Annotated in this window: 17 protein-coding genes; 9 read left to right on the forward strand and 8 right to left on the reverse strand. The window is 72.7% G+C overall.

Annotation, left to right across the window (positions count from 1 at the left end):
* Window positions 1–233 precede the first annotated feature (233 nt).
* Window positions 234–1,298: an SGNH/GDSL hydrolase family protein gene (locus E4198_RS16425; protein WP_136183825.1), complete on the reverse strand. Its 1,065-nt coding sequence runs from the start codon at window positions 1,296–1,298 to the stop codon at window positions 234–236.
* Window positions 1,299–1,544: 246 nt separating this feature from the next.
* Here E4198_RS16425 and E4198_RS16430 point away from each other — a divergent pair, with 246 nt between their 5' ends.
* Window positions 1,545–2,930: a cystathionine beta-synthase gene (locus E4198_RS16430; protein ID WP_136183826.1), complete on the forward strand. Its 1,386-nt coding sequence runs from the start codon at window positions 1,545–1,547 to the stop codon at window positions 2,928–2,930.
* Between the two features lie 86 nt (window positions 2,931–3,016).
* Here E4198_RS16430 and E4198_RS16435 read toward each other — a convergent pair whose 3' ends face one another.
* Window positions 3,017–3,463, reverse strand: a complete 447-nt coding sequence (locus tag E4198_RS16435; protein ID WP_168711454.1) for a hypothetical protein — start codon at window positions 3,461–3,463, stop codon at window positions 3,017–3,019.
* A 115-nt stretch (window positions 3,464–3,578) separates the two neighbouring features.
* Here E4198_RS16435 and E4198_RS16440 point away from each other — a divergent pair, with 115 nt between their 5' ends.
* On the forward strand, window positions 3,579–4,451 hold the full coding sequence (locus tag E4198_RS16440) for a MurR/RpiR family transcriptional regulator (protein ID WP_136183827.1): 873 nt from the start codon (window positions 3,579–3,581) through the stop codon (window positions 4,449–4,451).
* Between the two features lie 45 nt (window positions 4,452–4,496).
* Here the strand turns inward: E4198_RS16440 and E4198_RS16445 are convergent, their stop codons facing one another.
* The 4 genes from E4198_RS16445 to E4198_RS16460 all read right to left on the reverse strand — a co-directional run bounded on the left by E4198_RS16445 (window position 4,497) and on the right by E4198_RS16460 (window position 8,478).
* A complete protein-coding gene (locus E4198_RS16445) occupies window positions 4,497–5,090 on the reverse strand; it encodes a TIGR03086 family metal-binding protein (protein WP_136183828.1) in 594 nt (197 codons plus the stop codon).
* Window positions 5,091–5,099: 9 nt separating this feature from the next.
* On the reverse strand, window positions 5,100–5,480 hold the full coding sequence (locus E4198_RS16450) for a VOC family protein (RefSeq protein WP_136183829.1): 381 nt from the start codon (window positions 5,478–5,480) through the stop codon (window positions 5,100–5,102).
* A gap of 81 nt (window positions 5,481–5,561) precedes the next feature.
* Window positions 5,562–6,992, reverse strand: coding sequence for an APC family permease (locus E4198_RS16455; RefSeq protein WP_136183830.1), 1,431 nt, complete (start codon window positions 6,990–6,992; stop codon window positions 5,562–5,564).
* Between the two features lie 109 nt (window positions 6,993–7,101).
* A complete protein-coding gene (locus E4198_RS16460) occupies window positions 7,102–8,478 on the reverse strand; it encodes a diaminopimelate decarboxylase (RefSeq protein WP_136183831.1) in 1,377 nt (458 codons plus the stop codon).
* Between the two features lie 184 nt (window positions 8,479–8,662).
* Here E4198_RS16460 and hutU point away from each other — a divergent pair, with 184 nt between their 5' ends.
* The 5 genes from hutU to E4198_RS16485 all read left to right on the forward strand — a co-directional run bounded on the left by hutU (window position 8,663) and on the right by E4198_RS16485 (window position 15,165).
* Window positions 8,663–10,327, forward strand: coding sequence for a urocanate hydratase (gene hutU / locus E4198_RS16465; RefSeq protein WP_136183832.1), 1,665 nt, complete (start codon window positions 8,663–8,665; stop codon window positions 10,325–10,327).
* Window positions 10,328–10,365: 38 nt separating this feature from the next.
* The gene (locus tag E4198_RS16470) at window positions 10,366–11,568 is read left to right on the forward strand and encodes an allantoate amidohydrolase (protein WP_136185429.1); all 1,203 of its coding nucleotides are present in this window, start codon (window positions 10,366–10,368) and stop codon (window positions 11,566–11,568) included.
* Window positions 11,544–12,908 carry a formimidoylglutamate deiminase gene (locus E4198_RS16475; protein ID WP_247597715.1) on the forward strand — a complete coding sequence of 455 codons (1,365 nt, stop codon included), beginning with the start codon at window positions 11,544–11,546 and terminating at the stop codon, window positions 12,906–12,908. Before E4198_RS16470 ends, E4198_RS16475 begins: the two co-directional genes overlap by 25 nt.
* Window positions 12,909–12,983: 75 nt before the next feature.
* Window positions 12,984–14,156 (forward strand): imidazolonepropionase, encoded by a 1,173-nt coding sequence (gene hutI / locus E4198_RS16480; RefSeq protein ID WP_136183833.1) that lies wholly within the window; start codon window positions 12,984–12,986, stop codon window positions 14,154–14,156.
* 58 nt (window positions 14,157–14,214) lie between these two features.
* On the forward strand, window positions 14,215–15,165 hold the full coding sequence (locus E4198_RS16485; protein WP_136183834.1) for a GNAT family protein: 951 nt from the start codon (window positions 14,215–14,217) through the stop codon (window positions 15,163–15,165).
* A 78-nt stretch (window positions 15,166–15,243) separates the two neighbouring features.
* On the opposite strand, the gene E4198_RS16490 is transcribed toward E4198_RS16485, so the two are convergent.
* Window positions 15,244–16,233 carry an RNA polymerase sigma factor SigF gene (locus E4198_RS16490; RefSeq protein ID WP_136183835.1) on the reverse strand — a complete coding sequence of 330 codons (990 nt, stop codon included), beginning with the start codon at window positions 16,231–16,233 and terminating at the stop codon, window positions 15,244–15,246.
* A 247-nt stretch (window positions 16,234–16,480) separates the two neighbouring features.
* On the opposite strand from E4198_RS16490, the gene E4198_RS16495 reads away from it, so the two are divergent.
* Window positions 16,481–16,861, forward strand: a complete 381-nt coding sequence (locus E4198_RS16495) for an STAS domain-containing protein (protein WP_027764008.1) — start codon at window positions 16,481–16,483, stop codon at window positions 16,859–16,861.
* A gap of 131 nt (window positions 16,862–16,992) precedes the next feature.
* Window positions 16,993–17,499, forward strand: coding sequence for an ATP-binding protein (locus tag E4198_RS16500; RefSeq protein ID WP_136183836.1), 507 nt, complete (start codon window positions 16,993–16,995; stop codon window positions 17,497–17,499).
* 91 nt (window positions 17,500–17,590) lie between these two features.
* On the opposite strand, the gene E4198_RS16505 is transcribed toward E4198_RS16500, so the two are convergent.
* Window positions 17,591–19,087: an oligopeptide:H+ symporter gene (locus tag E4198_RS16505; protein ID WP_136183837.1), complete on the reverse strand. Its 1,497-nt coding sequence runs from the start codon at window positions 19,085–19,087 to the stop codon at window positions 17,591–17,593.
* Window positions 19,088–19,479: the final 392 nt, after the last annotated feature.

The following is a 19,479-nucleotide window of genomic DNA, read 5'->3' on the forward strand; positions in this document are numbered from 1 at the left end:
TTTCCTAAGCGTACGCTTTCCCCTCCGGGTGCCTGCCGACGTCCCCCAGCCCGCCCCCGGCCCTGTCGCTGCCCGGTCCGCCACGGCCTGCCCATGGCCCCGGGCCCCCGGCGGAGGGGTTCGGGCGGGTGTCGGACCTGCGATGGCCACGTCCCCGAGGGGAGTGGCCCGGCTCCAGGCTGCGGCCCGGCCGGGCTCGGGGGAGGCGCTGCCGCGTGGGCCGGCCGCGGGCGTCAGCGCGCGTCGGCGTCGGCGGGGCGGGCCGGTTCGCGGTCCTCCGCGGGCGGCAGGCGCCGTCGGCGGCGGTGCTTGAGAAGGGCCCACGGTCCGCGCACGGAGGCGACCTCCGTGCCGCCCTCGGCCGCGGCCTCCGCTGCCGCGCGGGCCACCGGCAGGATGCCCTCGCGGCGGCGCGCGTCGGGCCGTTCCTCCTCCGTCGGCCACAGGCCCAGCGTCGCGCACACCGTCGGCAGTATCGCCATCGCGGCGGTCGCGTATCCCTCCGCCGAGGGGTGGTAGTTGTCGGGGCTGAACAGCTCCCGCGGGTTGGCCTGGAACTCCGGCCCCAGCAGCTCGCCCAGGGAGACCGTGCGGCCGCCCTCCTCCACCACCGCGATGGTCTGCGCGGCGGCGAGCTGACGACTCAGCCGTCGTGCGATCCAGCGCAGCGGCTGAGCGACGGGCTCGATCGTGCCGAGGTCGGGGCAGGTGCCCACGACGACCTCGCAGCCCGCGGTGCGCAGCCGGGCGACCGCGTCGGAGAGCAGGCGCACGGACCGTGCGGGCGGCATCCGGTGCGTGACGTCGTTGGCGCCGATCATCACCACGCACACGTCGGGTGCCCCGTCGCGTTCGCCGAGCAGCATGGTGACCTGGCGTTCCAGGTCGTCGGACTGCGCGCCGGGCAGCGCGACGTTCCGGAACTCGACCGGCCGCTCGGCGACCGCCGCCAGCGCGGAGGCCAGCAGTGCGCCGGGCGTCTGGCGGGGGCGGTGCACGCCCTGGCCGGCGGCCGTGGAGTCGCCGAGCATGGCCAGCCGGAGCGGACGGACGTGCGGGCCGCCGAACTCGCCGTGCCCGCCGGCCCGGTGCCGGGCGGCGTACGCTGCTCCGTAGAGGCCGTCCGCCACGGGTGGCGAGTCGTCGGAGCCGCCCACCCGGCGTTTGGCGATCTGCGCCTCGGTGAACAGCAGACCTACGGCCGCGCCCCCGATCAGCCCGAGGCCCCCGCTGCCGTACGCGGCAGCGGTTGCGATCCGGCGCGCCACTCTGGCGGTCGCCGCCTTCGACATCGGCATGGTGGTGGTCCGCCTCCCAGTGTTTCGATACGTGACGAGTGGGCGGTGCGTTCAGTTCCGCCGAGCTTCCTTCCTCAACACTGTGTTGCCCCGCGTAGCCCTCCGTGATACGCGCCCCGGGCGTGCGCGTGGTGCGCAATAGGGTGTCGACACGGGTAGAGAGGTGGCGGCAACCGCTGGATTCACCTGGGGGCGAACCCCCCGAAAACCTGACAAGGGTCAACCCCCGAGAGGCGTGGAGAACAGGTGCAGTATCACGAGTCGATGATCGATCTTGTCGGCAACACCCCGCTGCTCAAGCTGAACAGCGTCACGAAGGGCCTGCGGGCGACCGTGCTGGCGAAGGTCGAGTACTTCAACCCCGGCGGCTCGGTGAAGGACCGCATCGCCGTGCGCATGATCGAGGCGGCGGAGCGCAGCGGCGCCCTGCAGCCCGGCGGGGTGATCGTCGAGCCCACCTCGGGCAACACCGGCGTCGGCCTGGCGATCGTGGCCCAGCAGAAGGGCTACCGCTGCATCTTCGTCTGCCCGGACAAGGTGTCGCTGGACAAGATCAACGTGTTGCGCGCGTACGGCGCCGAGGTGGTCGTTTGCCCGACGGCGGTGGACCCCGAGCACCCCGACTCGTACTACAACGTGTCCGACCGTCTGGTGCGCGAGACGCCCGGCGCCTGGAAGCCGGACCAGTACAGCAACACGGACAACCCGCGGTCGCACTACGAGACCACCGGCCCGGAGCTGTGGAAGCAGACCGACGGGCGGATCACGCACTTCGTGACCGGCATCGGTACGGGCGGCACGATCTCGGGCACCGGGCGCTACCTCAAGGACGCCAGCGAGGGGAAGGTCCGCGTCGTCGGCGCCGACCCGGAGGGGTCGGTCTACAGCGGCGGTTCCGGGCGCCCCTACCTGGTGGAGGGCGTCGGTGAAGACTTCTGGCCGGACGCCTACGACCGTGAGGTCGCGGACGAGATCGTCGCCGTCTCCGACAAGGACTCCTTCCAGATGACGCGCCGCCTCGCCCGCGAGGAGGGCCTGCTGGTCGGCGGCTCGTGCGGCATGGCCGTCGTGGCCGCGCTGCGGGTCGCCGAACGGCTCGGGGAGGACGACGTCGTGGTGGTGCTGCTGCCGGACGGCGGTCGCGGCTACCTCAGCAAGATCTTCAACGACGAGTGGATGAACGACTACGGCTTCCTGGAGGAGGGCGAGTCCGCCGCGGGGCGGGTCGGCGACGTGCTGCGCTTCAAGGAGGGGCCGATCCCTTCGCTCGTCCACATGCACCCGGAGGAGACCGTCGGCGAGGCGATCGAGGTGCTGCGCGAGTACGGCGTCTCGCAGATGCCGGTGGTCAAGCCCGGCGCCGGCCACCCGGACGTCATGGCCGCCGAGGTCGTCGGCTCGGTCGTGGAGCGGGAACTGCTGGACGCGCTGTTCACACAGCGGGCGTCGCTGGGCGAACCGCTGGAGAAGCACATGAGCGCGCCGCTGCCCCACGTGGGCTCGGGGGAGAGCGTCGGGGACCTGATGGCGGTGCTGGAGGGCGCGGACGCGTCGCTCGTCCTGGAGGACGGGAAGCCGACGGGCGTCCTGAGCCGGCAGGACCTGCTGGCGTTCCTGGCGCGCGACAAGTAGCGCTGTGGGCCGCCCCCGCCGCCGGGGGCGGCCCTCGAGTTCGGGGGCCGTGTACGGCCCGCGCGGGCCGTGCGGAGCGCGGCCCGTCAGGTCCAGCCGTCGGCGTCCGCGTCGCGGGAGCCGCGGCGGCCGAAGACGTCACGCGCCGCCTGGACGGCGTTGACCGCGACGACGCCGGTCCAGCACACGAGGAGTCCGGCCAGGCCGGCATTGACGACGGCGATGGCCGAGAGGGGGACCGCCAGCACCAGGGAGGTGACGGCGAGCCACAGCCGTGGACCGAGGCCGTCGGGGTAGGCAGGGGACGCCGAGGACAGCGCCCCGCCGCGCACCCCCGCACCGTGGCCGCGGGCGACCTCCATCTGCCGTTCCGCGAGCTGGCGCCGCACGCGGCGTTCCACCGCGCCGTCCAGCTTCTCCAGAAAGCTCTCGACGAGCTCGTCCTCGTACTCGGGACCCAGCTCCTTGCGTGTCTGCAAGGTCGCGTCGAGGTCCTTCCGCAGCTCACCGCCGCTGCCGCCCATGCTCTCCATGGTGTTCACCGTACGGAGCGCGCGGGTGCCGCACAGTGGGGCCAGCCCCCCACTCGCCCGGGGGACACGCCCCCGCTTGCCCGTTCTGCATAGAGTCATGCAGAGTCGACGGGTGATGAATGGTGACCAGGCGGCTGCGGGGAACGGCGTCCCGGCGAGTGGGCGGCTGCAGCAGCTCTTCGAGGGGCGGCGGCTCACTCCGACGCAGCGCCGGATCGCGCACTGCATGGTGCGGCGCGCGGCCGACGCGCCGTTCCTGTCCAGCGTGGAGCTGGCCGAGCTGGCGGGCGTCAGCCAGCCGTCGGTGACCCGGTTCGCGGTGGCTCTCGGCTTCGACGGCTACCCCGCCCTGCGCCGCCACCTGCGGGAGGTGCCGGCCACCGCGCCTGTCCCCGGGGAGGGCGAGTTTGCGCCGCCGAACGCATACCAGCAGGCCGTGCGGGCGGAGATCGACAACCTCCGGCACCTCGCCGAACTGCTGGCCGACCCGGAGCCGGTCGAGCGGGCGGGACGGCTGCTCGCCGCCTCGCCCACGCTGCCGGTCCTCGGCCTGCGCGCCGCCTCCGCGCAGGCGCGGGGCTTCGCGTACTTCGCCGCCAAGGTCCATCCGGACGTGCGGCTGCTGGACGAGAGCGGCTCGATGCTGTCCGACCGGCTGGAGGCGGCGGCACGCGCCGGGGCGAACGTGCTGCTGTGCTTCGCCCTGCCGCGCCACCCGCGGGAACTGGCGGACGCGCTGGAGCAGGCGCGGGGCTCCGGGCTGCGCGTGATCACGGTCGCGGACAGCGCGTTCGCGCCCGTCGCCGGCCCGGACGACCTGCTGCTGCCCGCCGCCGTCGGCACTGGGCTGGCCTTCGACACCGCCTGCGCGCCGATGCTGCTGGGCCGGGTGCTGCTGGAGGCGATGTGCGACGGCCTGCCCGACGCGCAGGCCCGTCTGGAGGAGTTCGACGCCCGCGCCGCGGCGCGCGGGCTCTTCCTCGACTGAGCCCGCGCGCTGCCCCGCGCCCCCCGGGGCGGCCGCTCCGCAGGGTCAGCGCGGATCGCGCCCCAGGAACGCCACCAGCCGATCGCCCGGGTCCGCCCGCGCCGGAACCGCCACCGGCAGGGCGAACAGCGGGTACCGTTCGGCCGGTTCCGGGACCAGCCCGCGGGCCGCGCGCAGCAGCGCGGCCGCCAGGGCGGGCGGTATCGGGCGCGGCAGTCCGGTCGCGCGGCCGATGTCCCAGCCGTGCACGGCGACCTCCAGCGCGCCCGCCGCCGCGAGGGCGGCGCTCTCCAGCGGCCACCCGTCCACCGTGACCACCGCCTGCCCGCGCCGCCCCCGCCCCGGCGCGCGCGCCGCGCAGGCGCCCAGCAGCCGGGAGGCGTGCAGACGGAACGCCGCCACCGGGTCGCCGCACGCCTCGGCGGCAGGCAGCAGACCCACGCGTCCCGCCGCGGTGCCCTCGTGCAGCGCGGCCAGCGAGTCGTTCGCGTGGCCCAGCAGCGCCGCCAGGTCCCAGCCGCGGCAGGGCGTCGGCCGGGACAGCAGCGCCGGGGTCACCTGGCGCACGCTGCACAGCGCGTACCCGACGGCCCGCTCCAGCAGTTCCGCGCTCTCCGTCTCCTCTCCCCGCCCGGCCATGACCTGCCGTCAGCGGCCTTCGCCGGGCACCTGGATGAACTGGAGGAAATTGCCGTCCGGGTCGATGACGGTGGAGAAGAACACCCCGTCGCCGACGTCCTCCACGGGGCGGACCCACGTCACGCCGAGGGTGTTCAGGTGCGCCTCGGCGGCGCGGATGTCGGTGACGCTGATGTTGACCATGTACCGGCCGGGCTCGGCCGGCTTGCCCTCGATGTCGTCCCGCCCGTCGAAACCGACGTACATGCCGCCCGCCACGAGCAGCATGTGCTCCTGCCACACCGCGCCGAGCGGCTCCAGCGCCGCCCGGTACCACGCCACGAGCCGGTCCGGGTCGGTGCTGGCGATCAGCACGCCGCTGGTGCCGAGGACGTCCTTCGTCGCTGCCATGGTGGGGCTCCCTCCGGGGTCGGTACGGTCCGCGCTCGCGGCACCGTGCTCATCCGTACCGACCCCCGGGGGACCCGGAAATCATCGGCCGGGGCCGGCCCCGTCGCTCTTCGCCCGCTCGCCGGCTCCGTCGTCGGACTTCCCGTCGGAGGCGGAGGCGCGCAGCACCAGCTTGTTCACGACCCACAGCGCGATGCCGATGGCCACCAGCACGCCCGCCCGGACGTAGACACCGGTGTCGCGGTCGGCCAGCGGGCTGGCCAGCACCAGCGCGGTGACCGCGCCGACGACCGGCAGTACGGTCGGGGTGCGGAAGTGGTGGTGCGCGACGCGGTCCTTGCGCAGCACCAGCACCGCCACGTTCACCACGAAGAACACGCACAGCAGCAGGAACGAGGTGGTGTCGCCCAGGCCGCCGATCTCCCCCGTCGACACCAGGCCGACGGCGATCAGGGACACGAAGACGATGCCCACCACGGGCGTGCGGCGGGAGGGCAGTACGCGGCCCATGCCGCGCGGGATGACGCGCTCGTTGGCCATGCCGTAGACGAGGCGGGACGCCATCATGATGTTGATCAGGGCGGAGTTGGTCACCGCGAAGAGCGCGATCAGGGCGAACAGCTTGGGCGGGAAGTCCAGCCCGCCGGCCTCGACCACCTCCAGCAGCGGCCCGGACGACGACTCCAGCCTCTGTGGTGTCACCAGCAGCGAGGAGACCAGCGCGACCAGGATGTAGATCGTGCCGGTGAAGGCCACGCCGATGAACAGCGCCTTCGGGAACGTACGGGAGGGCCTGCGGGTCTCCTCGGCCATGTTCACCGAGTCCTCGAAGCCGACGAAGGCGAAGAACGCCAGCGCCGTCGCTCCCAGCACGCCGCTCACCACGGCCTGGCCCGTGCCCGTATCGATCTCGGTCAGCCGCGAGGGCTCGCCGTCGCCCGACAGCACCGCCCACACGCCGATCGCGAGGATGACCGCCAGGCCCGTCAGCTCGACCACGGTCAGCACCACGTTGGTCTTCACCGACTCCGACACGCCGCGCAGCGTCAGCGCCGCGAGCGCGAGCACGAACAGGATCGCGATGAGCGTCGGCGGGATGTCCACGAACGTCTGGAGGTAGTCGCCGCTGAACGCGCGCGCCGCCGCACTCGCCGAGGACAGGCCCGACGACATCACCATGAACGCCACGATGAACGTCAGGAACGGCACCCGGAACGCCTTCTGCGTGTACAGCGCCGCGCCCGCCGCCCGCGGGTACTTGCCGACCAGTTCCGCGTACGAGGCGGCGGTCAGCAGTGCCACCACGAAGCTGATCGCGTACGGCAGCCACAGCGCGCCGCCGACCCGTCCGGCGATCTCGCCGGTCGTCGCGTAGATGCCGGTGCCCAGGATGTCGCCGACGACGAACAGGACGAGCAGCTTCGGTCCGATCGCACGCTTCAGCGGTGTACGGCCCTCGTCCTCTGCGCCGCCGACGGCACCCGGCCCGTCTGCATGGAGTTGATTCGCCATGGCCGGAAGGGTTCCCCGGCGCTCGCAGAGAATGCTCCTCCGCGCCGCCGTGCGATGGCGGGGTCCTGTCGGGCGGGGCCTGCGCTCCGGACGGTGCGGAGGCCGACGTTCAGAGCAGGGCGTCGCGGTGGAGACCGCCGGACTCGGCGACGAGGTCGCCGAGGGACTGCGGCGCGCGGACGGTGCGGAAGCGCACCGTGTCGCCCTCGGCGACGAAGCCGTGAACTCCGGGCCGGGGGAGCGAGTTGTAGCCGAACGGGTTGGAGAAGTAGTACGCCCCGGTGTCCAGCAGGGCCGCGTGGTCCCCGCCGGCCAGCAGCGGCAGGTCGCGGCCCTTGGCGACCAGGTCTCCCGCGAAACAGCAGGGACCGGCGACGTCCTGGGTGACCTCAGGGCCCTCCTTGGGCAGCCCCTTGGCGTCGTAGGCCGCCACCCGGATCGGCCAGGCATCCGGCGCGAACACCGTGCGCACGGCGACCTGCGCGCCCGCGTGCGTCACGGCGATGGGGCGCCCGCCCGCGGACTTGGCGTACTCGACCCGCGCCACGATCACGCCCGCCTTGGCGAGCAGCGACCGCCCGAATTCGGTGACCAGCCCGTAGCGGCCGTCGAAGAGGCCGGGGACCTGAGCGGCCAGCAGCCGCGCGTAGTCCGCGTAGCCGGGCGTGACCTCGTCGGTGGCGAAGTTGACCGGCAGGCCGCCGCCGATGTCCAGCACGGTGATCTGCTGCCGTCCGACGGCCGCGTTGATCTCCTCCGCCAGCTCGTACGTCGCCCGGACCCCGGCCGCCATGTCGGCCAACGGCATGCCCTGCGAACCGACGTGGCAGTGCAGCCGGGTCAGCCAGGGGCGGGCCCGGTAGGCCTCGACGACCCAGGCCCGCGCCCCTTCGTCACGCAGCGCGATGCCGAACTTCGAGGTGGCCGTCGCGGTGCTCATGGCGTCGATGGCGCCGCCGCCGATCTGCGGGTTGATGCGCACGCCGATCGCCTCCTCCCCGGCCGCGCGCGCCCCGCGCGAGCCGTCGGAGAGGAGGTCGTCGAGGCGGGCCAGCTCCTCGGGGTTGTCGGCGTTCAGGGCGATGCCCAGATCCAGGGCCTCGCGCAGTTCGGCGATGGTCTTGGCCGGGCTGTCCAGCACCGTGCGGCAGGCCGGCACGCCGGCTGCGCGGGCGAGGGCCAGCTCGCCGGGGCTGGCCACCTCGGCGCCGATGCCGAAGTCGTCGAGGAGCCGCAGCACCGGCACGAGCGAGCCCGCCTTCACGGCGAAGGTGTGCAGCACGCGCTGGCCCTCGCCCGCCACCTCGGCGAAGGCCGCGTGCAGGGCCGCGGCGGTCTCCCGGATCGTCGTGAGGTCGAGCAGGGCGGCGACCGGCAGACGGCCGCCGTCGATCAGGCCGTCCGCCACGGCGGCGCGTACGGCCAGGTCACGGCGGTGGGCGAGGGACCGGGACGGGGCGGGTGCGGGAGGGCCTGCGGGTTCCATGACTCCCAGCCTGTCATCCCCGCCGGGGGAATCCGACGGTGGTTGTTGACTGAAAATATTCACTCCGTAGGGTGTATGAATAGATGGATGCTCCGTGCCGGACACTCGGGGACACCCGGGCGGGCAGGAGCGGGCCGACACCGACCACTCACACCGACCGTCCACCGACCAGGGAGGCAGCGTCATGGCAGGACCCCGACCCGTACGGGCGCCGCGCGGCACCGAGCTGACCGCACGGGGCTGGCAGCAGGAGGCCGCCCTGCGGATGCTCCAGAACAACCTCGACCCCGAGGTCGCCGAGCACCCCGACAAGCTGGTCGTCTACGGCGGTACGGGCAAGGCCGCCCGCGACTGGCGGTCCTTCGACGCGATGGTCCGCACGCTGCAGACCCTCAAGGACGACGAGACGATGCTCGTCCAGTCCGGTCGCCCCGTCGGCGTCATGCAGACCCACGAGTGGGCGCCGCGCGTGCTGCTCGCCAACTCCAACCTGGTCGGCGACTGGGCGAACTGGGAGGAGTTCCGGCGCCTGGAACAGCTCGGCCTGACCATGTACGGCCAGATGACCGCCGGTTCCTGGATCTACATCGGCACCCAGGGCATCCTCCAGGGCACCTACGAGACCTTCTCCGCCGTCGCCGCCAGGAAGTTCGGCGGCACGCTCGCCGGCACCCTCACCCTCACCGCCGGCCTCGGCGGCATGGGCGGCGCCCAGCCGCTCGCCGTGACGATGAACGACGGCGTGGTCATCTGCGTCGAGTGCGACCCCTCGCGGATCGAGCGGCGCATCGAGCACCGCTACCTGGACGTGCGCGCCGACTCCCTCGAGCACGCCCTCCAGCTCGCCACCGAGGCGCGGGACGCCCGCCGTCCGCTGTCCGTCGGCCTGCTCGGCAACGCCGCGGAGATCCTTCCCCGGATGCTGGAGATGGACGCCCCCATCGACATCGTCACCGACCAGACCTCCGCCCACGACCCGCTCGCCTACCTTCCCGTCGGCGTCGAGTTCGCCGACATGGCCGACTACGCGGCGGAGAAGCCCGCCGAGTTCACGCAGCGTGCGCAGGAGTCGATGGCCCGGCACGTCGAGGCGATGGTCGGCTTTATGGACGCCGGCGCGGAGGTCTTCGACTACGGCAATTCGATCCGCGGCGAGGCCCGGACAGCGGGCTACACGCGCGCCTTCGACTTCCCCGGCTTCGTCCCCGCCTACATCCGGCCGCTGTTCTGCGAGGGCAAGGGCCCCTTCCGCTGGGCCGCGCTCTCCGGCGACCCCAAGGACATCGCCGCCACCGACAAGGCGATCCTCGACCTCTTCCCCGAGAACGAGTCGCTCGCCCGCTGGATCCGGATGGCCGGTGAACGCGTCCGCTTCCAGGGCCTGCCCGCCCGTATCTGCTGGCTCGGCTACGGCGAACGCGACCGCGCGGGCGAACGCTTCAACGACATGGTGGCGAGCGGCGAGCTCTCCGCACCGCTGGCGCTCGGCCGCGACCACCTCGACTGCGGCTCGGTGGCCTCCCCGTACCGCGAGACCGAGTCCATGCTCGACGGGTCCGACGCCATCGCCGACTGGCCGCTGCTCAACGCCATGGTCAACGTGTCCTCCGGTGCGTCCTGGGTGTCGCTCCACCACGGTGGCGGCGTCGGCATGGGCCGGTCGATCCACGCCGGGCAGGTAACCGTCGCCGACGGCACCGCACTGGCCGGCGAGAAGCTGCGCCGCGTCCTGACGAACGACCCGGGGATGGGCGTCATCCGCCACGTCGACGCGGGCTACGACCGCGCCGACGCCGTCGCGGCGGAGCGCGGCGTCCGCGTCCCCATGCGCGAGGGTGACGACGCGTGACCGTCGACGCCCAGGCGGGGCCGCCGTCCTTCCAGGAGATGTGGCGGGACCTCGCACCCGTCGGCCGGGACACGGCGACGCGCGGCTACCGGCGCTACGCCTGGACGGGCGCCGACGCCGACTGCCGTGCCTGGTTCCGGGAACAGGCCGAGTCCCGGGGGCTGACCTACGAGCTGGACCGCAACGGCAACCAGTGGGCCTGGCTCGGCGACCCCACAGCCGGCGACGCCGTCGTCACCGGCTCGCATCTGGACTCCGTGCCGGACGGCGGAGCCTTCGACGGCCCGCTGGGCGTCGTGTCGTCCTTCGCCGCGCTCGACGAGATGCTCGCCCGCGGCGCGCGGCCGAGCAGGCCGCTCGCCGTCACCAACTTCGGCGACGAGGAGGGCGCCCGCTTCGGCCTGGCCTGCGTCGGCTCCCGCCTGGCCGCCGGACAGCTCACCGTCGAGAAGGCGCACGCGCTGCGCGACGCCGACGGCGTGACGCTGCCGCAGGCGATGGAGCGCGCCGGGTACGACCCGGAGGCCATCGGCCCCGACCCCGAACGCCTCGCCCGCATCGGCGCGTTCGTTGAGCTGCACGTCGAGCAGGGCCGTGCCCTGGCCGACACGCCGCACCCGGTGGGCGTCGCGTCCGCGATCTGGCCGCACGGCCGCTGGCGGTTCGACTTCCACGGCGAGGCCAACCACGCGGGCACGACCCGCCTGGACGACCGCCGGGACCCGATGCTCACGTATGCCAACACCGTCCTCGCCGCCCGCAAGAAGGCGCGGCTCGCCGGCGCCCTGGCCACCTTCGGCAAGGTGGCCGTCGAGCCGAACGGCGTCAACGCCATCCCCTCGCTGGTGCGCGGCTGGCTGGACTCCCGAGCCGCCGACGAGGACACCCTCGCCGCCGTCGTCGCCCAGATTGAGCAGGCCGCGACCGAGCGCGGCGGCCGCGACGGCGTGCGGGTGAACGTCACCCGGGAGTCGTTCACCCCGGTCGTGGAGTTCGCGCACGCCCTGCGCGACCGGCTTGGGGCACGCCTCGGCGGGGTACCGGTGCTCCCCACGGGCGCCGGACACGACGCGGGAATCCTCTCCGCCGCCGTGCCGACCGCCATGCTGTACGTACGGAACCCGACCGGCGTCTCGCACTCGCCGGCCGAGTTCGCGGAGGAGGACGACTGCGTGGCCGGAGTGACCGCACTCGCCGACGTACTGGAGGATCTCGCGTGTCAGCCGACAACCAGCAGGTGACGACGACGTACTGGGCCGAGTACGCCTGGCTCGACGGCACCGTCGAGCCAGGCGTCGCCCTCGACGTGAGCGCCGACGGCCGCATCCTGGCCGTCGGCACCGGCGTCACCGCGCCGCCGCCCGGCGCCGAGCCGCTGCGCGGCCTCACGATCCCCGGCCTCGCCAACGCCCACAGTCACGCCTTCCACCGCGCGCTGCGCGGCACCGTCCAGGTCGGGTCCGGCACCTTCTGGACCTGGCGGGAGACCATGTACCAGGTCGCCTCGCGGCTCACCCCCGAGTCGTACTTCGCGCTGGCCCGCGCCGTCTACGCGGAGATGGCGCTGGCCGGCATCACCTGCGTCGGCGAGTTCCACTACCTGCACCACGACCGCGACGGCCGGCCCTACGGCGACCCGAACGCGATGGGCGGAGCGCTGATCGCGGCGGCGGCGGAGGCCGGCATCCGGCTGACCCTGCTGGACACCTGCTACCTCTCGTCCGGCTTCGGCCGGGAGCCGGAGCGACACCAGCTCCGCTTCTCCGACGGCACCGCCGAGGCGTGGGCGGAACGGGCGGGACGGCTGCACGCCGACGAGGACGGCACCGTGCGCCTCGGGGCCGCCGTGCACTCCGTGCGCGCCGTCCCCGCGCGGGAGCTGGGCACCGTGGCGCAGTGGGCGGAGGAGCGGCAGGCGCCGCTGCACGTCCACCTCTCCGAACAGCCCGCCGAGAACGAGGCGTGCCGCGAGGCGCACGGCTGCACCCCCGCCGAACTGCTCGCCGAGCACGGCGTCACCGGCCCGCGCACGACGGCCGTGCACGCCACGCACCTCACCGACGGCGACATCGCGCTGCTCGGCGGCTCGTCGACCGGCGTGTGCATGTGCCCCACGACGGAGCGTGACCTCGCCGACGGCATCGGCCCGGCGGCCGCCGTGCGGCGCGCCGGCAGCCCCCTCTCGCTGGGCAGCGACAGCCACGCCGTCATCGACCTGCTGGAAGAGGCCCGCGCGATGGAGCTGGACGAACGGCTCCGCACGCGCAGCCGCGGCCACTGGACGGCCGCGCAGCTGCTGCGGGCGGCGACCGAGGACGGTCATCGGGCGCTGGGCTGGCCGCAGACGGGCAGGCTGGAGGCCGGGATGCTCGCGGACTTCACCACCGTCGCCCTGGACTCCGTGCGGACGGCCGGGCCCGCGGCCCGGATGGCGACCGAGGCGGTGGTCTTCGCGGCGACGGCGGCCGACGTGCGGCACACGGTCGTCAACGGCACGCACGTCGTCCGGGACGGTGTCCACACGACGGTCCCGGACGTCCCCGGAGCGCTGGCCGACGCCATCGCGGCGGTCCACATGTGACCGACGGGCCACCTCACGCCACTCCCACCCCGCGACCCCGCCACGCCGCAGAAGCCCAGGAAGCCCAGGAAGCCCATGACCAAGAGCACCCTCATCCGCAACATCGGCACCCTCGTCACCAACGACCCCACCCTCGGGGAGGGTCCCCTCGGCGTGATCGAGGGGGCGGCCCTCGTCCTCGACGGGGACCGCGTCGCCTGGGCGGGCCCGGGAGCCGACGCCCCCGCGACAGACGAGGCCCACGACGCCGAGGGGCGCGCCGTCCTCCCCGGCTTCGTCGACTCCCACTCGCACCTGGTCTTCGCCGGCGACCGCACCCGCGAGTTCGCCGCACGCATGTCGGGCCGCCCCTACACCGCCGGCGGCATCCGCAGCACGGTCGCCGCGACCCGTGCCGCCTCCGACGCCGAGCTGGGCGCCAACCTGGCCCGCTACCTGCGCGAGGCGCTGTGTCAGGGCACCACCACGCAGGAGACCAAGTCCGGCTACGGCCTCACTCCCGAGCAGGAGGCCCGCGCGCTGCGCATCGCGGGGGAGCACACCGACGAGGTGACCTACCTCGGCGCGCACATCGTCGCGCCGGAGTTCGCCGACGACCCGGCCGGATACGTCGCGCAGGTCACCGGTCCGATGCTGGACGCCTGCGCCCCGCACGCCCGCTGGGTGGACGTGTTCTGCGAGCAGGGCGCGTTCGACGGCGACCAGGCCCGCGCCATCCTCACCGCCGGCAAGGCGAGGGGCCTCACCCCGCGCATCCACGCCAACCAGCTTTCCTACGGTCCGGGGGTGCGGCTCGGCGTGGAGCTGGGCGCGGCCTCCGCCGACCACTGCACGCACCTCACCGACGCCGACGTGGACGCCCTGGCCCAGGGGGAGACGGTCGCCACGCTGCTGCCGGGCTGCGAGTTCTCCACCCGCGCCGTCTACCCGGACGCCCGGCGGCTGCTCGACGCGGGCGCGACCGTGGCGCTGTCCACGGACTGTAACCCGGGGTCGTCGTTCACCTCGTCCATGCCGTTCTGCATCGCGGTCGCGGTGCGGGAGATGGGCATGACCCCGGACGAGGCGGTGTGGGGTGCCACCGCGGGAGGAGCCCGCGCCCTGCGCCGCGAGGACGTGGGCCGGCTGTCGCCGGGCGCGTACGCCGACCTGGTCCTGCTCGACGCCCCCTCCCACGTCCACCTGGCGTACCGTCCGGGCGTTCCCCTCACCGCCGCCGTGTGGCGCCGCGGCGTCCGCGAAGTCTGACCCGTCCGGCCGCCCGCCCCGCCGAGCGGCTCGTCACCTCGTGATCAGGAAGGTGCCCGTGTTCGCGCTGCCGCTCGGAGACGACGCTCAGCTCCGCCCCCTGGAGCCCTCGCACGCCGAAGAGTTCCTCGCCCACATCGACAGAGCCCGCCCGCACGTCGACCCGTGGATACCCTGGGCGACGTTCAGCACCGACCTGGCCTCCGCCACGGCCGTCCTCCAGCGCTACGCCGACCGCCAGGCCCAGGACGCAGCCCGGATCTACGGGGTGTGGCTGGACGGCACGCTGGTCGGCGGCGTCATGTTCACGAAGTTCGACGCCGCCGAGGGGGTGTGCGAGGTCGGCTGCTGGCTGGAGGCGGACGGGGCCGGCCGGGGGCTGGTGACCCGGGCGTGCCGGGCGCTGATCGACTGGGCGTTCACGGAGCGCGGCATGAGCCGGGTCGAATGGTGGGTCGCGACGGGCAACGACCGCAGCATCGACGTCGCCCGCCGGCTCGGCATGACCCGCGACGGCGTGCTGCGGGGGCGTTCCGCGTACCGGGGCGTGCGGCGCGACACCGAGATCTGGTCGGTGCTCCGCGAGGAGTGGGAACGCCCGGCCTCTTCGGACAAGGCCGAGATCGACGCCCTGACACGGGTGTTCCTCGGCGCGTTCACCAACACCGGCGGTAGCCGGCCGGACGTCGACGCCATCCGTGAGGTGTTCATCCCGCAGGGGCGGATCATCAGCAACGTCGGGGGCGCCCTCGTGACGTACGACCTCGACGCCTTCATCGAGCCCCGGCGGGAGATGCTCACCGACGGGAGGCTGACGGAGTTCTCCGAGCGGGAGGTCTCCGAGCGGACCGAGATCTTCGGCTCGATCGCGCACCGCTTCAGCGCATACCGCAAGTCCGGATACCTCGCGGGCGAGTGGTTCGAGGGCTCCGGTGCCAAGACCACCCAGTTCGTGCGGACGCCGGCCGGCTGGCGGATGAGCTCGCTGCTCTGGGACGACGCCGCGTAGCGTCCGGCCGCCCGCGTACGTGAGGGAGCCCCCGCCCGAGGCGGGGGCTCCCTCACGTACGCGGGCGGCCCGGGAGGCTCACTCCTCGATCATCAGGCCCTTGCGGAGCCTGCCCAGGGTGCGGGCGAGCAGCCGGGAGACGTGCATCTGCGAGATGCCCAGCTCCTCGCCGATCTCCGACTGCGTCATGTTCGCAACGAAGCGCAGCGACAGGATCGTGCGGTCGCGCGGCGCGAGGTCGGCGATCAGCGGCTTCAGGGACTCGACGTACTCGATGCCCTCCAGGCCGTTGTCCTCGTAGCCGATGCGGTCGGCGAGGGCGCCTTCGGAGTCGTCCTCCTCCGGCTGCGCGTCCAGCGAGCTCGCGGTGTAGGCGTTGGAGGCGGCCATGCCCTCGACCACCTCGTCGCGGCAGAGGCCGAGCCGTTCGGCCAGCTCGTCCACGGTGGGGGCGCGGTCCAGGCGCTGGGCGAGCTCGTCGCCGGCCTTGGCCAGGTCGAGGCGGAGCTCCTGCAGCCGGCGCGGGACGCGCACGGACCACGAGGTGTCGCGGAAGAAGCGCTTGATCTCGCCGACGATGGTCGGCATCGCGAAGGTGGGGAACTCCACGCCGCGGTCGGTCTCGAAGCGGTCGATCGCCTTGATCAGGCCGATCGTGCCCACCTGGACGATGTCCTCCATCGGCTCGCTGCGGGAGCGGAAGCGGGAGGCCGCGAACTTCACCAGCGCGAGGTTGAGCTCGACCAGCGTGTTGCGGACGTAGGAGTACTCGTGCGTCCCTTCGTCGAGGCTCTCGAGGCGCTCGAAGAGGGTCTTGGACAGGGCCCGCGCGTCGACCGGTCCGACGTCCTCGAAGGAGGGCAGTTCCGGCAGGTGGAGCTGTTCGAGGATGTCGCCGACGACCCCCTCGGGGGCGTGGACCGCGGACGCCTCGACGGCGTGAGCGAGGGTGTCCGGGCTCGCGTCCGGGCTCGTGCCCAGGGACTCCAGGGACAGAGCGTCCGTAACGGCCGGGTCGGTGGTCTCCGATATCCCGTGATCGAGCCGGGGTGACATGGTGTCCTCCATGATTCTCGGCATATGGCTGCCGGAGCCGTGACGTGCACTGCGGAGTGCGGCGCCTCCAAGCCGACGTGGTTTCGAATATCTCTATAGGTCCTACCGGCAGATGCACGTGCATGGCAAGTCTGCGATGGCCGCTTTGTCCGGGTGCGCGGGCACTCGGCTACCGCATGCGACGGTGAGGGCGTAGGGTTCGGAACGTCTGCCGTGGGCAGCAGAGGGGGCTCATGTCATGCGATCGGAAGGGCTTTTCATGGACCGCGGGGTACCCGGGGGAGCGAGCCGAGGTCGGCTGACGGTCGACGTCCGGCACCGGGGCGCCAGCGCCGTACTGACGCCTGCGGGTGAGCTTGATCACCACACGGCCGAGCTGTTCAGCGAGCCGCTGGAGCGTTGCGTCGAGGAGGGGTACAGCCGCCTCGTCGTCGACTGCTCGCGGCTGGAGTTCTGCGACTCGACGGGCCTCAACGTGCTGCTCGGCGCCCGCCTCCGGGCGGAGGCCGCCGGAGGTGCCGTCCACCTGGCCGGGATGCGCCCGGCCGTCGCCCGGGTGTTCGAGATCACCGGGGCGGACGCCGTGTTCACCGTGCATCCGGACCTCGACAGCGCGCTGTCGAGCGCTGCCGGTGCGTAGCCCCTTCGCCTGTCCGTGATCCGCGCGTTATGCGCATCACACCATCCCGTCCGAATCCGTGGGTGTTCTCATCGTCCGGCAGGGCAGGAGACCTTTCGAATCTTCAAGGTACCCGGTGAGGTGAACCACTGATGAGCACCACCCGGCCGTTTCCGGCGGACCGCGGCCAGGAGCCCGACGGCGCCGCGCCGTCCGCTGCGGTGCCGGAGGCCGAGCGGGAGCGGCCGCTGAGCCAGGTGCGCAGGCTGCGCCTCGTCGGTGCCGGCGGCACCGTCTCGCGAGCACGTGACTTCACTCGCAGAGCGCTCCAGGACTGGGGCTGGCTGCCCGCTGTGAACGCGGATCAGCGTGCCGCGGCCGAGGACGTGCTGCTCGTCGTCTCCGAGCTGGTCACCAATGCCTGCCTGCACGCCGGCGGTCCCGAGGAACTGCGTATCGGCAGCGGCCCGAAGCTGCTGCGGCTGGAGGTCGTGGACGCCGGCAGCGGCGCCCCCTCCACCCGCACCCCGCACCGGCCCGGCCGTCCCGGCGGGCACGGCATGTTCATCGTTCAGCGGCTCTGCATGGACTGGGGCGTCGTCCGCAACGCCGACGGCGCCGGCAAGACGGTCTGGGCCGAACTGGCCGCCCCTGCCTGATCCCCCGCCCGACCCTCCCGCACCACGGGTGAGGCCCCCGACCGGATCGCTCTGTGGTCGGGGGCCTCACCCGTGGTGCGTGGAGGACGCGTCAGTGCACGTCGCCCATGAGCCGGATGATCTTCTTGCGGTTCAGGAGGAAGGCGATGCCCGCGACGACGGCGAGCGCACCGATCACTCCGAAGTACACCGGCGAACCGGTCTTCTCACCGAAGATCAGCGCCATGATGGACGCCAGGCAGTTGCCGGCCGTGACGGCCAGGAACCACAGGCCCATGACCTGGCTGGAGTACTTCTCCGGGGCAAGCTTCGTGGAGACCGAGAGGCCGACCGGGGAGAGGCACAGTTCCGCCACGGTCATGATGAGGTAGACGCTCGCCAGCCACAGCGGCGAGACCCTGTCGTCGGTGGCGGCGGCGACGCCCATGGCCAGCATCATCACGCCGAACGACAGACCGATGCCGGTGAGGCCCAGGCCGAACTTGGTGGTCGTGGTCGGGTTGCGGCGGCCCAGCTTCACCCACAGGGCGGCGATGACCGGGGCGAGCGCCATCACGTACAGCGGGTTCAGCGACTGGAACCAGCTCTCCGGGAAGGCGAACCCGAACAGCGTGGAGGCCGTCGACTCCTTGGCGAACACGGTCAGCGTCGAGCCGGACTGGTCGAAGATCAGCCAGAAGAGCGCGGCGGCGATGAAGAACCAGATGAAGCCGGTCATCTTCTTCCGCTCGTCCGGGGTGACGTCCTGGTCACGGCGGATGCGGGCGAAGTACAGGGCCGGCAGTGCGATGCCCGCGATGGACATGGGCCACAGCACCCAGTCGATGCTGAAGATGCCGGCGAGCGTGATGGTGCCGTAGAAGACCGCGGCGATCGCGACGCCGATGAGCGTCTTCCGGACGGCCGCGGACTTCTCGTCGGCGCTCAGCGGCGAGGGGACCAGGCTGCTGCGCGCGGACAGGCTGCGGGTACCCACCAGGAACTGGATGAGCCCCAGGCCCATACCGACGCCGGCCATGGCGAAGCCGAGGTGCCAGTTGACCTTCTGGCCGACGGTGCCGATGACGAGCGGAGCGAGGAAGGCACCGATGTTGATGCCCATGTAGAAGATGGTGAAGCCGCCGTCCCGGCGCGGGTCGTTCGGCCCGTCGTAGAGGTGGCCGACCATCGTGGAGATGTTGGACTTCAGCAGACCGGAACCGGCCGCGATGAAGACCAGGCCGACGAAGAACGAGGCCTTGAACGGCACGGCCAGCAGGAAGTGGCCGGTCATGATGATGCCGCCGGCGATGGCGGTGGTCTTGCGCGGACCCCAGACGCGGTCGCCGAACCAGCCGCCGGGCAGTGCCAGCAGGTACACCGTGGCGTTGTAGACGGCGTACAGCGCGGTCGCCGTCGAGGCCTTCATGGCCAGGCCGCCGTCCGCCACCTGAGCCGTCAGGTAGAGGACCAGCAGGGCACGCATGCCGTAGAAGCTGAAACGCTCCCACATCTCGGTCATGAAGAGGGTGGCCAGACCGCGCGGGTGGCCGAAGAAGGTCCGTTCGCCGGTGGTACCGGTTCCGGCCTTCGTCAGGCTGGACGCCATGGTTGGTGGCTCCTTGCTCGCTCGGGACGCGCGGCAAGAAGCGCGATGCGCGCCCGGTGGGGGGAGAGCAGGTCTGCCCGGAGACAGGCCCGCACGCCGACAGGCCCTGCGCCGCGGTGGCGGCCAGAGGTCGGCGTCGACTTGCAGAATCGACGACACCTTACGGCAGGGCACCGCCCGAATTGGAAGTGAATGCGACACAGATCACAGGTGAAAGCTGAAACTTTCCCTTGCAACCGAAGGTAAATGAAGGGTCAAGTCGGTGATTCCCAGTGTCCGTCCGACTATCGGAGGTGATTGCCGGCCGAGCGGTGGGAGGCGCCGCGCCTGGTCCGTTCGCGTGCGCCGGCGTGCGGGGACACCGCTGCGGGCGCGGGGCAACGGGGACACAC

Origin of the sequence: Streptomyces sp. RKND-216 (assembly GCF_004795255.1) — a bacterium.
In the GTDB taxonomy this organism is placed as follows: Bacteria; Actinomycetota; Actinomycetes; order Streptomycetales; family Streptomycetaceae; genus Streptomyces; species Streptomyces hazeniae.